The 15027-nt window shown below is 34.7% G+C and carries 15 protein-coding genes and 1 other RNA gene; 4 read left to right on the top strand and 12 right to left on the bottom strand.

All coding sequences use genetic code 11. The annotated features are described in order from the left end of the window. Window positions 1–6 precede the first annotated feature (6 nt). Window positions 7–648 carry a uracil-DNA glycosylase gene (locus tag ABS911_RS05470; protein WP_502880507.1) on the bottom strand — a complete coding sequence of 214 codons (642 nt, stop codon included), beginning with the start codon at window positions 646–648 and terminating at the stop codon, window positions 7–9. 204 nt (window positions 649–852) lie between these two features. On the opposite strand from ABS911_RS05470, the gene ABS911_RS05465 reads away from it, so the two are divergent. Then, entirely contained in the window at window positions 853–1059 is a 207-nt protein-coding gene (locus tag ABS911_RS05465; RefSeq protein WP_350466681.1) for a cold shock domain-containing protein, read from the top strand. Window positions 1060–1133: 74 nt separating this feature from the next. On the opposite strand, the gene ABS911_RS05460 is transcribed toward ABS911_RS05465, so the two are convergent. Then, window positions 1134–1583, bottom strand: a complete 450-nt coding sequence (locus ABS911_RS05460; RefSeq protein WP_350466680.1) for an EbsA family protein — start codon at window positions 1581–1583, stop codon at window positions 1134–1136. A gap of 86 nt (window positions 1584–1669) precedes the next feature. On the opposite strand from ABS911_RS05460, the gene ABS911_RS05455 reads away from it, so the two are divergent. After that, a complete protein-coding gene (locus ABS911_RS05455; protein ID WP_350466679.1) occupies window positions 1670–2077 on the top strand; it encodes a ribonuclease HI family protein in 408 nt (135 codons plus the stop codon). 57 nt (window positions 2078–2134) lie between these two features. On the opposite strand, the gene ABS911_RS05450 is transcribed toward ABS911_RS05455, so the two are convergent. From ABS911_RS05450 to ABS911_RS05435, 4 genes are all read right to left on the bottom strand, one after another. After that, a complete protein-coding gene (locus ABS911_RS05450; RefSeq protein ID WP_502880505.1) occupies window positions 2135–3280 on the bottom strand; it encodes a THUMP domain-containing class I SAM-dependent RNA methyltransferase in 1146 nt (381 codons plus the stop codon). Window positions 3281–3378: 98 nt separating this feature from the next. Further along, window positions 3379–3751: RNase P RNA component class B (gene rnpB, locus ABS911_RS05445), an RNA gene on the bottom strand. Between the two features lie 54 nt (window positions 3752–3805). Then, entirely contained in the window at window positions 3806–4138 is a 333-nt protein-coding gene (gene gpsB / locus ABS911_RS05440; RefSeq protein WP_089974938.1) for a cell division regulator GpsB, read from the bottom strand. Window positions 4139–4298: 160 nt separating this feature from the next. Then, window positions 4299–4841, bottom strand: coding sequence for an SLOG family protein (locus tag ABS911_RS05435; RefSeq protein ID WP_350466678.1), 543 nt, complete (start codon window positions 4839–4841; stop codon window positions 4299–4301). A gap of 71 nt (window positions 4842–4912) precedes the next feature. Between ABS911_RS05435 and recU the strand changes: the two genes are divergently transcribed. Together recU and ABS911_RS05420 are read left to right on the top strand one after the other, a co-directional pair. After that, complete coding sequence (gene recU, locus ABS911_RS05430; protein WP_350466677.1) at window positions 4913–5554, top strand: Holliday junction resolvase RecU; 642 nt, start codon at window positions 4913–4915, stop codon at window positions 5552–5554. A gap of 69 nt (window positions 5555–5623) precedes the next feature. Continuing rightward, a complete protein-coding gene (locus ABS911_RS05420) occupies window positions 5624–8215 on the top strand; it encodes a transglycosylase domain-containing protein (protein WP_502880504.1) in 2592 nt (863 codons plus the stop codon). Window positions 8216–8290: 75 nt separating this feature from the next. Here the strand turns inward: ABS911_RS05420 and nth are convergent, their stop codons facing one another. The 6 genes from nth to ABS911_RS05390 form a co-directional block, all read right to left on the bottom strand. Next, window positions 8291–8929, bottom strand: coding sequence for an endonuclease III (nth, locus tag ABS911_RS05415; RefSeq protein ID WP_350466674.1), 639 nt, complete (start codon window positions 8927–8929; stop codon window positions 8291–8293). Window positions 8930–8943: 14 nt separating this feature from the next. Further along, complete coding sequence (locus ABS911_RS05410) at window positions 8944–9660, bottom strand: DnaD domain protein (RefSeq protein WP_350466673.1); 717 nt, start codon at window positions 9658–9660, stop codon at window positions 8944–8946. 103 nt (window positions 9661–9763) lie between these two features. Beyond that, the gene (gene asnS, locus ABS911_RS05405) at window positions 9764–11044 is read right to left on the bottom strand and encodes an asparagine--tRNA ligase (RefSeq protein WP_502880506.1); all 1281 of its coding nucleotides are present in this window, start codon (window positions 11042–11044) and stop codon (window positions 9764–9766) included. Between the two features lie 119 nt (window positions 11045–11163). Beyond that, window positions 11164–11640, bottom strand: a complete 477-nt coding sequence (locus ABS911_RS05400) for a cell wall elongation regulator TseB-like domain-containing protein (RefSeq protein WP_350466671.1) — start codon at window positions 11638–11640, stop codon at window positions 11164–11166. 116 nt (window positions 11641–11756) lie between these two features. Beyond that, complete coding sequence (gene dinG, locus ABS911_RS05395; protein ID WP_350466670.1) at window positions 11757–14585, bottom strand: ATP-dependent DNA helicase DinG; 2829 nt, start codon at window positions 14583–14585, stop codon at window positions 11757–11759. Between the two features lie 127 nt (window positions 14586–14712). Next, window positions 14713–15027 (bottom strand): hypothetical protein (locus ABS911_RS05390; RefSeq protein ID WP_350466669.1); only part of this gene is annotated, 315 nt, incomplete at its 5' end.

Raw genomic sequence — 15027 nt, 5'->3', positions numbered from 1 at the left:
CTCTAATTAAGTTTTATTAATCAATTTTTTAAATTGTGCTAAGTCCTCATGAATGGTTTCAACTAATTGTCGATTATAGAAAATCGACGCCGGATGAAACGTTGGAAAAACAGCATAGTGTTTTTCAGTCCAAGTATACGTATTATCTTCCGAAGAAACTAAACGCATTACAGGCCCATGATAAAGTTTTCCATGTTGCTCAGAAACTTTCATTTTGGGACCGAGCAACCTTTGTAATCCAATATTTCCCATCGTCAAAATATAAGGTGTCTGGATTGTTTCTACTTCATAATCAAGTAAAGGAGCATGAGCAATCAGTTCTTGTTTAGTTGGTGGGCGATTGTATTTTCGAGAAACAAGTTGTTGGGTTTTGCGATCCATTTTTTCTTTATATCGGTAAGGTCTACTTCTAAAAGCACTTGAAATATAAACTTCAGTACGATCAACTTCTAATAATTCAAAAAAACGCATAAGTTCCTTACCGGCCCTTCCAGAAAAAGGAATACCGTTCACTGCTTCCGTCTCTCCTGGGGCTTCCCCTACTAATAAAAATTTAGGATGACTAGGTCCTTGCCCGTAAACAAAACCCTCAACGTTGAACTCCTGTGATCGTTTCTTAGCCATTTCAACTAAATGGCTTGTTAACACTGTATCCAAATCAATCAACCTCCTATAATTAGTTTAACGTATTTTACTTAAATAAGTGAATCATTTAGGCATTCTATTTTCAAACCACACATCATTGACGAATGTATCGTTTATTCCTATAATAGCATTAGGTCCTGTCTTACAATTCTGTTAAGAAAAGTGACTCGATTCTACTTGAACAGCTTATTAGGGAGGGTGTCGTAGATGGAAAAAGGAACAGTCAAATGGTTCAGTAATGAAAAAGGTTACGGATTCATTGAATACAACGAAACCGAAGACATTTTTATTCACTTTACAGGAATTGCTAATGGAGAAGAGTTTAAATCGTTAAGCAGCGGACAAAATGTTTCTTTTGAAATTTTAGAAGGTACAAGAGGCCCTCAAGCAACTAAGGTTACCGTCGTTGACTAACCACACCCTCTTAACTAGATTTAATTTTTAAAAGCAGCTAAAAAACGATACACCCTCAGGCGTATCGTTTTTTCTTATTCAAATTTAGACAACTCGTCCCAGTTATTTTTCTCTTCTAAAAAAATCAAAGGTGCATTCTTTTTTAGATACTCGTAAAATTTCTTTTTATTTTTTATGTTTAAATAGATATGAACCACGTTATCTTGATTTAAACATATATTAACTTCTCTTTTAGCAGAGAAGGTTATTTTTTTTATTTCATCTATTGGAATAAACTTGTTGTAAATCCCTCTATAATAACTAATTTTCAAACTATCATTTTTTATCTGTAAAGTAGAACCTAAGCCATAAAATATAAGTATCCCAACAAGGATCACCATGAAAATCAGTATTAAATTAAACGTTTGTGTTTCCAAAGCTACAATAAGTAGCGAAAAAAATAGTAACCAGCAAATTGACCAATAAATAACTTGAAAAGCTGGTTCTAATGAAAGGGAAAATTTTACTCGAGAATTCTCATTCAATGCGTTGCGCTCCTTATACGAAAGTACTGTTATTCTAACATACCCCAACTTAAAAACCCATTTAAAAGAAAGGAAATGAATGGAATATGATAAAACTATATACAGACGCTTCTACAAAAAATAATCCAGGTCCCAGCGGTGTTGGAATTGTTATCAGTGCTGAAAACAGATATGAACAATTATCTATTCCACTTGATAAGGAAATGAGCAATCACGAAGCTGAATTTGAAGCACTTATAAAAGGGCTTGATTACTTAATTGACCATGAACTAACCGGTGAAACTTTAATGATGTATACAGATAGTAAATTAGTAGCCTCTGCAATTAAAAAAAACTACGTAAAAAAAGATATCTTCAATGCCTATCTTGTCCTTATCAAAGAAAAACTGCGTCAGTTTCCTTTATTTTTTGTTCAGTGGATACCACAATCACAAAATAAAGGAGCAGATCAGTTAGCAAGACAAGCTTTACAAAAAATACTTTTAAAAAACTAACCCTTAATAAGAAAGAAACTTTTCTTATAAGAGTTAGTTTTTTTATTCTTATTTCACTTATGCACGAGGTGCTCTAGGAGGACGTTCGCCCCAAAATTGGAATAAGTCCGTTCTTAAAGCTCCATTATACAATTTACGCTTCTTAGTAGCTCTTTCACCATAGAAGGTTTCAAAAGCTAAATCGCTTGTAATAATGTATTTGCTCCATGTTTTTAACGGACGATAGACCTGTCCCATTTGTTTGTACAAGTAGTGAACTTCATTTTCTTCACCTAATCGTTCTCCATATGGAGGATTAGCCAAGATCACACCGTATTCTTTTTCTGTCGTAAAATCAGCTACCTGCATTTGTTTGAATGTAATGCTGCTGCCTACTCCAGCTTCATTTGCATTTTCTTTTGCAATTTCAATCATAGTGCCATCGATATCCGAACCCATAATATCCAGTTCAATGTCATGATCTACTGCAGCTTCAGCTTCCGTACGTACTTCTTCAAAAACGCTTTGATCAAACCATTCCCACTCTTCGCAACTAAATGAGCGATTAATACCAGGTGCAATATTATGTCCAATCAATGCAGCTTCGATGACGATCGTTCCTGAACCACAAACAGGATCATAGAAAGGGCGGTCTTTACGCCAATTAGTCAATTGAACTAGAGCAGCAGCCATATTTTCTTTTAACGGTGCTCCACCTTTAGCAGAACGGTATCCACGTTTGAATAAACTTGGACCAGTTGTATCCAAGGTTAATGTAACTTTATCTTTTAATAAGGCTACCTCAAGCTGATACAAAGCACCCGTTTCAGGTAGTCGAGTATTACGATGATAAACTTCGCTCAAACGGTTAACGATTGCTTTTTTTACAATCGCTTGACAATCCGATACGCTGTACAATTTTGATTTTATAGATTTTCCAGCTACAGGAAAATGAGCATCCATTGGCAATAAATCTTCCCAAGGCAATGCTTTTGTTTTTTCAAACAATTCATCAAACTCGTAGGCGTCAAATTCACCAACAATAATTTTGACACGATCAGCCGTTCTTAACCAAAGATTTGTTTTAGCTATATCTTTTTCAGTTCCTTCAAAAAAGACTTTACCGTTCTCTACTTGGCAATCATAACCTAATGCTTTGATTTCTTTTCCTACTAAAGCTTCTATTCCGCTGGCTGCTGTTGCAACAAGTTGAAATTTTTTCATATCATTAATTTCTCCAATTCTTTTCAATTTCTTTATATATTCTTTATATAAATATAAAACCCTCCAAAAAGGAGGGTTCTATACCTGAATCTGTAAATTTCTGTAAGCCATGTTCTGTCTCAGATAAAAAGTCAGGTCTGTTTTATCCGGAGGTAATTATCTGTCTGCAATTACTGCCTCTTCCATCGGTTCAATTCCCTAGGAAAAGTGCCCCTACCAAAGTTTGGGTTGCTCGCTCGAGGGGTTTACCGCGTTCCACCAATACCGTTTCCCGTATTGCTTCGTCACTGTGGCACTTTCAAGAATACTCAAGCATAGTCTAAACCTTAGCTTTTTTTTCTGCCGTCTCTTCATACTAGATGAAGGCCCTGGCTTATGATTTCGCCAGGCACGAACACTACAAGCATCGCAGCTTGTGCGAGCATGGACTTTCCTCAGTTTAGTCAAGCTAAACCGCAATTACCCGAAATTTACAAATGTTTTTACGTGTGAATCATTTTTGATTCATTTTAAAGAATAGACTGATTAAAGTTCATCTTCTGTTTCATCTAACTTTGATCCAAATACATGACGTTCTAAATTAGATAGACGTTTTAGGATATCAAAATTAGTTACCGTATTATTCGGTTGAGAAGAATAACTAGGTTTGCCAATTGAAGCTTGTTTTGTTAACTCATCAATTTTACTTAATAAACGATCATTTTCAGCTTTTAATTGAGTAATTTCTTTATTGTAGGATTCATAATCACGAATCACTTCATCTAAGTATTCATCTACCTCAGTTGGGCTGTAACCGCGCATATTTGTTTTAAATTCTTTTTGAAGAATATCCTTTGTTGTTAATGATCTATTTGCCATGTTTACACCTCTTTGTTTGCTTCATCTTCTAACAAAACATTGTTCTTATTTCTCATTATAACAAAGATTATGAGAAATAAAAACTTATTTTTACATTTATATTACTCTTGCAAAAATAAACTACTAAAAAGACTTAGTTTCATAAAATTAAATTACTCAATTAGTACTCTTCTTCAATACTACTATTTTGTAATTGGTCAACATCTATTAATCGCAATTCGAATTCCGTTGTTTCTTGTTTCTTTTTTATTGCTTGATAGACAAATTTAGTTTTCCCTTCAAATTCAGGGTCATATACCAATAGCGCTGCTTGACAATGATCTAATAAAAATGCTTGATGGTTCTTTAATTGAGATGGATCTTGATACGTTTTATGAGAAGTAGCTTCAACATAGTCTGCTATTTTTTTCAACTCCATCAACTTACTTTGGTTCTTTTCATTCCAATTTGAACCAAACTCTAGAAATGGAAAAATAATACCAACTTTGATGTTTGGATATTCCTTTTTTAATTCATCCACAACTTCAATAGCCCATTGTTCTGTGCCAAACTGCGCACTCGTTAGAACCCATTCAATTCCTTCTTCAATAAACTGACTGATTTCTTGTTTTAAACATTTTTTTATTACTGCTACTTTCGGATCATCATCCTTAAATACACCTAGTTCGAATGTACGATATCCGCTAATATATAAGTTTCTCATAAACTCATTTGATTCTCCTTTTCTTTAAAGGCAGTTCTTTGATATAATGAACCTTAGGAGTGTGATTTCATTTGGCTATACGATATCCTAATGGCAAAACCTATATCCATAGTGACAAAGTTCCACCAAAAAAGCAACTAAACAAACAGGTGACTTCATTCAGTAAGCGAGGTATGTCTTTAGAAGATGATATTAATGCGAGCAATCAGTATTATTTAGCAAAAGGAACTGCGGTTATCCACAAAAAGCCCACCCCTATTCAAATTGTAAAAGTAGATTACCCTAAAAGAAGTGCAGCTGTAATTAAAGAAGCATACTTTAGACAAGCATCTACAACCGACTACAACGGGGTTTATCAAGGTTATTATCTGGATTTCGAAGCAAAAGAAACAAAAAATAAACTTTCTTTTCCTTTGAAAAATTTTCATGAACATCAAATCGTTCATATGCAGCAATGCATCGAACAACAAGCTATTTGTTTTGTCATCATGCGTTTTACTACAAGTGAGCGTCTTTTTTTATTGGAAGCAGACCATTTGATTGAGTATTGGAACAATCAAAAACAGGATGGGAGAAAATCGATTCCATTAAAAGAACTTGAAAAAAGCGGATATGAAATGTATTATGAACTCTCGCCGCGCATCCCCTATTTAAAAGTCGTGGAACAGCTAATTACTAAGCTAGAAAACGTGAATAAATTAGCCATAGAATAAACGCTAGTTCATAAAAAAAGAAATAGTTTATTCTCTTATTAAATTAGAGAATTAAGGAGTAGATTTAACATGTCAGAAAAAAAAGAAATGTCACGAGTGTCAAAAAAACAAACGCAAAAATCAAAACACAAAAAAAAGGGTAAAAAAGGAAAGAAAACTTCTTCTCCCCTTTGGAAAAAAATACTTATTGGAATACTGATTCTGATTGCTGCTGTTTTAATCGGTGGTATGGGATTATTTGCTTATTACGTATCCTCTGCACCTGATGTCACAGAGAATAATTTAACCGATACTGTTTCTTCAACATTGTTGGATTCAGAAGGAAATGAATTTTTAACTCTTGGAGGAGAAAATCGTGAACTGGTATCAGAAAATGATGTCCCCAAAGTTCTAAAAGACGCGATCATCTCCATTGAGGATCAACGCTTTTATACCCACATCGGTATTGATCCTATCCGCATTGCAGGAGCAGTAGTTGCGAATGTTACGGATGGGTTTGCTTCAGAAGGTGGCAGCACGATTACGCAACAATTGATTAAGCTTTCTGTTTTCTCAACGGGCGCTGAAGATCAAACGTTAAAACGAAAAGCACAAGAAGCTTGGCTATCTCTTCAGTTGGAACAAGATTATTCAAAAGAACAAATTCTAACTTTTTATATTAATAAAGTCTATATGTCAGACAATCAATATGGAATGGGAACGGCCAGTGACTATTATTTTGGTAAACCGTTAGCTGAATTAACCTTGCCAGAAGCAGCATTACTTGCTGGAATGCCACAAGCTCCAAATGCATATAACCCAATCACCAATCCAGAAGATGCCACAAAACGACGCAACTTAGTGCTAGATATGATGGTAGAAAATGAAGCAATTACCGCTTCAGAGGCTCAAGAAGCTAAATCTGTTGATGTTACAGAAAGTTTAGTAGACCACTCTGGAGAAGAAACAAATAATCTTGTTTTCGATCCTTATGTCAAAGAAGTCCTTGCTGAAGTTGAAAGAAAAACAAATTTAGACCCTTACACATCTGGATTAACGATTCACACTAATCTAGATATGGATGCACAACAACGCCTTTATGATATTGTAAATTCTGATGAATACGTCCTTATTGAAGATGAAGACATTCAAACTGGTATTTCTTTAGTGGATGTTAACACAGGGCAATTAAAAGCTTTAGGTGGCGCACGGGATCAAGAAGTCCAATTAGGAACAAATTATGCTACGGAGTTAAAACGAAGTGTTGGATCGAACATCAAGCCTTTATCAGCTTATGGTCCCGCTATAGAGTATCTAAACTACTCTACTTACGAACAGGTAGTAGATGAACCTTACAGTTTTAAAGATGGTTCTCCTGTTAATAATTATGATGGAAATTATGAAGGTCAAATTAGTTTGCGTAGATCTTTAGTCGATTCACGTAATGTGCCTACTACTAAGATTTATAATGATGTACCAAAAAGTCAAGTAGATGAATTTTTGACAAATATTGGAATTGATACCTCGACTTTAAATAGTCAAGCAGATGGTTTAGTTGAATCTAATGGGTTCAATGGAATCATTAATCCTGTTGATCTATCTGGGGCATATGCTGCATTTGCTAATGGTGGAACGTACACTGAACCTTACACGGTTTCAAAAATCATTTTAGATGATGGTGAAGAAATCAGCTTGAAACCTGAATCAAATAAAGCTATGGAAGAATCAACAGCTTATATGATCACAGATATGTTAAAAGATGTCGCTAGTAATAATTCTTCTAGAGTGGGCTTGAATGGTATTCCTCAAGCAGGAAAAACTGGTACGACAAATTATACTGCAGATGAAAAAATTGAACACAACATTCAAAAAAACGGTGTGCCAGATAAATGGTACACAGGTTACACAACAAATTATGCCTTATCTGTTTGGGTCGGTAAAGATAACTACTTTGACTCAATCGATAATGTAGGTAGTGAACGCTTGTTGCCTCAACAAATTTATCAAGCATTAATGTCCTACGTTTCGGAATCCGTTGAATCCAGTGACTGGACAAAACCAAGTTCAGTTGTTGAAGTAGCTGTTGAAAAAGGATCAATGCCTGCAAAACTTGCTGGTCCTAAGACTCCTTCAGACAAAATCGTTACAGAATTATTTGTTAAAGGAACTGAGCCAACTGCAGTAGCCGTTGATAGCTCTGAAGAAGAAAGTGAAGAAGAAATCGAATTAAATGCACCAGAAGGCTTAACAGCTACCTATGATGAAGAAGCAGATGCTCTATCGATTAAATGGAATGCCTATTCCGAAAAAGATATATCCTATCTGTTAACTATAGGATCTGAGTCCTATTCGACCAATGATCTTTCTTATATTTTACAGACTCCTCCTGAAGGTGAAATCTCTATTACACTCGCTGTTCAGGCTGGCGATCAAACAGGTCCTGCCGCCTCAACAAGTGTTCTCATCCCTCCTAAAAAAGAGGAAGAAACTCCTGTAGAGGAAGAACCTGAGGAAGAGAGCAGCGAAAGTTCTTCATCGAGCAGCAGCTCTGAAGAAAGCAGCAGTACTCCACCTGAAAGTTCTTCATCGAGCAGCAGTTCTGAAGAAAGCAGCAGTACTCCACCTGAAAGTTCTTCATCGAGCAGCAGTTCTGAACCAAGCAATATCGCTCCAGAAGAATAAAGTCTATCTACTTTAAAGCCTATAAAAAAAGCAAGAAGAGGCGTATCTAAAACGATACACGTCTTCTTGCCTTTTTTATTGTACTTTTGCAGGTTTATTTTCTTTCAACAGTTGAATACAGATATCATGATCGTGATTTCTTGCTGTGCATTGATAGCGTCCAAAAAAGATTAATCGATGATGTGCAATGCTCCAAAGTTCTTTTGGCAGTTGTTGCATCAATATCTCTTCCACTTCACGAACAGTGGCTTCTGGAGGGCAGATACCTAATCTCTTTGTAACCCGCTCGACATGCGTATCAACAGCAATCGCTGGAAGATTAAATGCCACACTCAGAACAACGTTTGCTGTTTTCCTACCGACACCTGGTAAAGATTCTAATTCGCTTCTTTTATCTGGGACGGTTCCATTAAACTCATCAATTAATTTACGGCAGCACCCTTTAATAAATTTAGCTTTATTCCGGTATAAGCCAATTGTTTTTAATTGTTCCATAATGACTTCTACGGGTGCATCTAAAAAGGCTTCCGGTGTAGGATATCTACGAAACAGTTCTGGTGTGATTTTATTTACAGAAACATCTGTGGTTTGTGCACTTAACATAACAGCGATCAATAATTCAAAAGCATTTTTATGAACAAGTTCGCAAGTTGCATGAGGAAATAAATTTCCCATTGCCTCAATCATTTGAATTGTTTGCTCTTTAGGTAGCATCTCTTCACCCCTTGTTAAGGATTTTCGTTATTATTTAACCAATTGTGCAATGGCACTTTAGTAGTCGGTTCTTTAGATACTGAATAAGTTTGCGTTTTAGTACTTGCTTTTCTACGACGACTTGCTTCTTTTTCAACTTGATCTTTGGTTCGAATATTTTTCCTTTCCCAATTCAGTAAAATACGATCGACATATTTCAAACTGTATACTTGATTTAAAACAGCTTCTCTTAAAGCTAATTCAATTAATTCAATGGCGTAATGATCTTCATCCAGCCACATCCCTATCGTCTGCATTTCTATTGGCGATAAAGGTCTACCGAATTCGGCTTCAAATAATTGAAATAAGTCTTGTTCAGATAAATGCTGTTTTTCAAAACGCTGTTGGTTTTCTTGTTGGGAAATAACCATAGCTAGCTTATCCCATAATAAATCCAACCGGTAACTATCACGTGTTTTTCCTTCATTATTTTTTTCTGTTTCAATGATAATCAATTTTTTATTGATTAATTCATGAATCATTTGAAAGACATCTGAAGAAGATATTTGCATTCGTTTTGAAATAACTTCCGTGTCTGGAAAATCATTTCCAGCATCAATAAATGATTTTAATTGTAAAACTAAAATCAATTGTTCACTGCTTAAACCAAGATCTTTGTAATGGGTTAATAAGACATTCGATATCGTCGTATTTCCTGCTTTTAGCCATTTTTGTAATAAGTGATTATTCATTGAGTTCTATCCTCCTTATTGTTCTCAATTAAAGGGGCCTTTTTTGTCTTATACGATTAAAAAAACAGCAACTTAGAAAGACTCAAGTTGCTGTACTCGTTTTTTATGGGTAAATACGATTTATTAAGCGTGGGAACGGGATAGACTCACGAATATGCTCTGTTCCACAGATCCATGTTACCGTACGTTCTAGTCCTAATCCAAATCCTGAATGAGGAACACTGCCGTATTTACGTAAATCCATATACCATGCGTAATCTTCTTCTTTTAGACCAAAATCTTTAATCCGTTGAGATAACGCATCAAAATCAACTTCACGTTCACTTCCGCCAACTATTTCTCCATATCCTTCAGGAGCAATTAAATCAGCACACAACACAACATCTTCTCTTTCAGGATGTGGTTTCATATAGAAAGCTTTTATAGCTTTAGGATAATTTAAAATAAAGACAGGTTTGTCGTATTGAGTTGCAATAAAAGTTTCATGAGGCGATCCAAAATCATCTCCCCAAGTAATATCGTCAAACCCATTTTCATTTAATAAAGTTACTGCATCATCATAAGAAATTCTTGGATAAGGCAATTCTGTGTATTTTTTCAACGTTTCTTTGTCGCGTTCTAATGTGTTTAACGCATCATCACAATTATCAAGAACACTTTGAATCAGATAAGCAACATATTTTTCTTGTACTTCTAAACTTTGCTCATGATCCATAAAGGCCATCTCAGGTTCAATCATCCAAAATTCAATTAAATGACGACGAGTCTTCGATTTTTCTGCTCTAAAAGTAGGACCAAAGGAAAAAACTTTTCCAAATGCCATTGCAGCTGCTTCCATATATAATTGACCACTTTGTGAAAGGAAAGCCTCTTGGTCAAAATATTCTGTATGGAATAACTCTGTTGAATCTTCCGCAGCATTTGCTGTTAAGATTGGTGGATCAACTTTGATGAATCCTTCTTCATTGAAGAAATTATAAGTAGCACGAATAATTTCATTACGAATACGCATAATCGCATGTTGTTTTGAAGAACGTAGCCATAAATGACGGTGATCCATTAAAAATTCTGTCCCATGTTCTTTTGGAGTAATAGGATAATCATGACTTTCACCGATCACTTTGATTGATTTCACGGCAATTTCATAACCGAATTTTGAGCGTGTGTCTTCTTGAATAATACCTGTTAATAGAATAGAAGTTTCTTGATTCAATGATTTAGCTAATTGGAAAACTTCTTCTTCAACTTCACTTTTTACTACGATTCCTTGAAAAAATCCAGAACCATCACGTAATTGTAAAAATGCGATCTTACCACTTGAACGTTTATTTGCTACCCAAGCTCCGATCTCTACTTCTTCTCCAACATGATTTTTGGATTCCATAATTGTAATATGTTCCACAGTTAAAACTCCTTTAAATAAATTTTGATGGTTACTTATTTTTACTGCCTTGATTATTATACAAGAAAAATCAATTCTATAACGGTCTTTTTTAAGAATCTTTAAATATTTTCAATATCGCTTACCCATTCGCCGGATTTAGCTGTCAAAACATAATAACCTAGTCTTCCATTCTCTTGTTTGTAAGAAATCTCCCAAATAGGCGTTTCACCATCAAGACCAATACGAGCTTCCAGAATGTCAACTGCACCTTTATCTTCGCGTGTTAATGCTTTAGCTTGTTGTTCGGTAATAAATTCATCTTGATTCAAAACCGTTGTGTCTCCACCATCTTTAGCTACTATCACCATAATTTCTTCATCAGCTTCGTTCAATCCCGAAACCGAAAAGTAAGTCTTATCACGATTGTACCAATAAAAATCAGTTGCTTTCACTAGACCAGCAGATTCTTTTGCAATGGTAATCGTCTCTTTTTCTGCTTTTTTTATTGGATCTTGACTAATCAACAAAAGGGTAATTGAGCAGACAAGTATCACACTCATAACAATTGCTGAAGTGATCAGTATTCCTTTTTTCATAAGTATCCCTACTTTTAGTTTATTCTTTTGTTCTTCTTTCATCTGTTGCTTTTAATAGTCTATTATAACAGAAAATTATTCTTTTTACTGAACTTTCTATTATAAATATGAGTCGTTTAGTTTAATTCTTTCTCATCAACACTTAAAAAATGACGCAATTTTTCACCGATTTTTTTTGTTGGCACTTCTTCGATCGGCAATTCTTTTGGTAGTGCAGCTAAAATCTGTTTGCCATAACTAGTTTGGATCAAACGATTATCCAATACAATCATGATACCTTTATCATTCTCAGAACGAATTAATCTTCCTAGCCCTTGCTTTAAACGTAAAGTTGCTTTTGGCAATGAGTCGATTGTAAATGGATTTAAATGTTTTTGTTCTAAATAGCGATGTTTAGCTTTAACAAAGGGTCTATCTGGAGATTCAAATGGCAATCGAGTAATGACAATCACACTTAATGATTTTCCTGGCAAATCAACACCTTCCCAAAAACTGTCTGCTCCTAGGAGGATGCCACCTGTAGACCTAAAAAAGCGTTTCAACATACGTTCCCGACTGCCAGAAAAACCTTGTGCTAATAACTCTCGTCCAGAGGCTGAAGGTTTTTGTTGAAGTGAAAAATACACTTCTTGTAGCATCTCATAAGAATTAAATAAAACCATTGTATTTTCAACTGAATGTTCAAGAATATTTTCTATTTGTTCTACGATCATTTGGACATAATCTTTCTTTGATAATGCCTTTACGGGCTTAAGCTCTTTAGGAATCCACAGTCTGGCTTGCTCCTTATAATCATATGGAGAATCAATAATTAATTCCCTCAGCTGTGCTTCTCCTAGTTGTGCTTCAAAATAACTGAACGAACCGTTAATTTCTAGCGTAGCCCCTGTATACAAAATAAAGGGCGTATGGTCTAGCAATTTTTCTTTTAAGAACTTACTACTGTCTACTTTTGAACGCTTAATAGTGAATGTGTTTTTAGAACTTTTCTCTTTATATGAAAACCAAGTTACTTCATTGTCTTCATTTTTTTGAAAAACAGTATAAAAAATATCTTTTTGATTTTCAAATTTCGTCAAAATGTCAAAAAAATCTTCAAGTAAGTAGCGTTCTCTTTGGGTCAATTGGTGTTTTTCATTTAATCCATAATTGACTAATTCAAGTCCTAAATAATTGATTTCATTCATCAATGTCAAAACTTTTTTCGACGCTTTTTTTAATGCCAAGTTCCAGCTGGTTTCTCTGTTAAATTGAATATCTATCTGTTCTTGTTCATAAAGCTTATTGGCTGTAGCGTTTTTACAATACATAAGTAGTTGATGAACAAAATCGGATAATTCATCCTCTAATGAAAGCAGGTTCAATTCCATATTTTCTATATGAGAACGGTTCATTTCAGGAAGCTGTTGAGTGAGTTGACTTACTCTGCCTAAAAAGCTCTTCTCATCAGATGTACGGCCGATGAGTTTTATTAATTGCTGCATACCGTAATACCCAAAAATTTCGCTGGAAGCTTCTGTTGCTACGTCAGGTAAATGCTGGGCTTCATCAATTATCAATTTACTCATCGCTGGCAACTCTTTTTCTTTACGATTTAAATCATGACATAAAAAAGAATGATTCGTAATAATTACACTTGCATGGTTGACTTTTTGTTGAGCATGCAAATAAAAATCTTCATTATGCCATAAATCTTCTTCCGGTTTCGTCAACCAACCACGATGCCGAATTTTGCTCCAAAATACATGGTTGTAATTGGTTAAATTCAACTCATCCAAGTCTCCAGTCTCCGTCTCCGTCAACCAGGTCAATAGCTTCATTTTATAAATGGCTTCTACTTTTTGCTCTATAGGGTCTCTTAATACTTCTTGAAATTTCGTTAAGTGAATGTAGTGATTTTTGCTTTTTAAGATGGCTGCTTGTACCGTAAAAGGCAAAATCGTATTTAACTGAACAATGTCTTTTTCTAAAAGTTGCTTTTGTAATAGTGTAGTATACGTGCTAATGACTACTGGTTCTTCAACAGTTGCAATATAAGCTAACGGCAATAAATAGCCTAGTGTCTTACCTACTCCTGTGGCAGCTTCAATTGCAAAATGACTCTTTTCATTCGTCGTAAAATAGTCAAACACTGCATCCATCATTTTGATTTGTTGGTTTCTAGTTGTCAGCTTCGTCTGAAACAACTGTTCCTTCTTCGCTACAGTTGTTGGGTAACTTACCACTTCGCGGTAAGCTTTTTGTTCAAAAACAGGTTTCTTTATCATTATTGCTAACCCATTTTTAATCATAATAGATTCAGAGAGCGGTAATCGCTCTTGCTTCATCTCAGCTAAGAAATTTTCAAAAAAATAAGACGTTTCCATAGTAAGATGCTCAGAAATTTCAACCATTTTTTCTACAGTAACTAAAGGGAGTTCTTTTAATTTATTTTTTAATTCAAGAAAAAGTTCTGCAGTAACTGCTGCATCGCTATCTGCTTGATGCGGATTAGTGTGTTCAATATTAAATTTGCTAACTAAATCATTTAGCCGGTAACTTGATTCAGTAGGCAGTAGAATTTGTGCTAGTTCAACAGTATCTATTCCTTTATTTTTCAATGCTGGCATCCCACAACGCTGCAATTCTCCTGAAAGAAAAATATAGTCAAATTGGATATTGTGCGCGACGATAATGCAATCTTCCAATAAATTATAAATGGTTGCTGCAACATCTTCAAAATATGGTGCTAAGGCAACTGATTTATTCGAAAGACCCGTCAAATGCTCTATTTGTTTTGGGATATTGGTTAAAGGGTTAATCATTGTTGCGAAACGATGAACAATTTTATCGTCTTCTATTAAGACACAACCAAATTGAATCATACGGTCCCCACTGGTTACATTACCGCCTGTTGTTTCAATATCCACTACAGCATATGTATCTTTATGGTTCAATTTATTCACCTAATTCTTTAGACATAGTATTTTCTTTACCATCATACTATGAAGCCTAAAAAAAAACAAAAAAAGCTCAAGAAAAAATGGAAATTCAGCCATTTTATCTTGAGTTATTTAAGTACCAACTATTTTTTTAGAATTTGTCTTTATAGATATCTTTTACTGTTTTTTCTTTATCAATGACAATATACAACACATTATCTTGAGAAACAAATGAACTTTGATAAGCATTATCAATTCGATCAGAATCAATTGCTTCATAAGGAAAATAAACGGTTTCTTTAGCAATAATGTCTACAGAATCTGAATTTTCACTATCTCTATACAGGATATCCATTTTTTCAATATCCGGATCTTTTACTGCACGATCAAACATACCCATTTCTAAACCGCCAAGATTAATGTCGCTTGAATTCACTTCATCAGCCTCTGGAAAAATTTCGATTTT

It is taken from the genome of Carnobacterium sp. (assembly GCF_040274425.1).
This window is presented reverse-complemented; position numbering and strand designations above follow the sequence as displayed.

Coding starts and splice junctions, on each gene's coding strand:
- ABS911_RS05410 (WP_350466673.1), bottom strand. CDS start 9,660: ATGAATAATCACTTATTACAAAAATGGCTAAAAGCAGGAAATACGACG.
- ABS911_RS05450 (WP_502880505.1), bottom strand. CDS start 3,280: ATGAAAAAATTTCAACTTGTTGCAACAGCAGCCAGCGGAATAGAAGCT.
- asnS (WP_502880506.1), bottom strand. CDS start 11,044: ATGGAATCCAAAAATCATGTTGGAGAAGAAGTAGAGATCGGAGCTTGG.
- ABS911_RS05435 (WP_350466678.1), bottom strand. CDS start 4,841: ATGAGAAACTTATATATTAGCGGATATCGTACATTCGAACTAGGTGTA.
- ABS911_RS05420 (WP_502880504.1), top strand. CDS start 5,624: ATGTCAGAAAAAAAAGAAATGTCACGAGTGTCAAAAAAACAAACGCAA.
- gpsB (WP_089974938.1), bottom strand. CDS start 4,138: ATGGCAAATAGATCATTAACAACAAAGGATATTCTTCAAAAAGAATTT.
- nth (WP_350466674.1), bottom strand. CDS start 8,929: ATGCTACCTAAAGAGCAAACAATTCAAATGATTGAGGCAATGGGAAAT.
- ABS911_RS05455 (WP_350466679.1), top strand. CDS start 1,670: ATGATAAAACTATATACAGACGCTTCTACAAAAAATAATCCAGGTCCC.
- ABS911_RS05465 (WP_350466681.1), top strand. CDS start 853: ATGGAAAAAGGAACAGTCAAATGGTTCAGTAATGAAAAAGGTTACGGA.
- ABS911_RS05400 (WP_350466671.1), bottom strand. CDS start 11,640: ATGAAAAAAGGAATACTGATCACTTCAGCAATTGTTATGAGTGTGATA.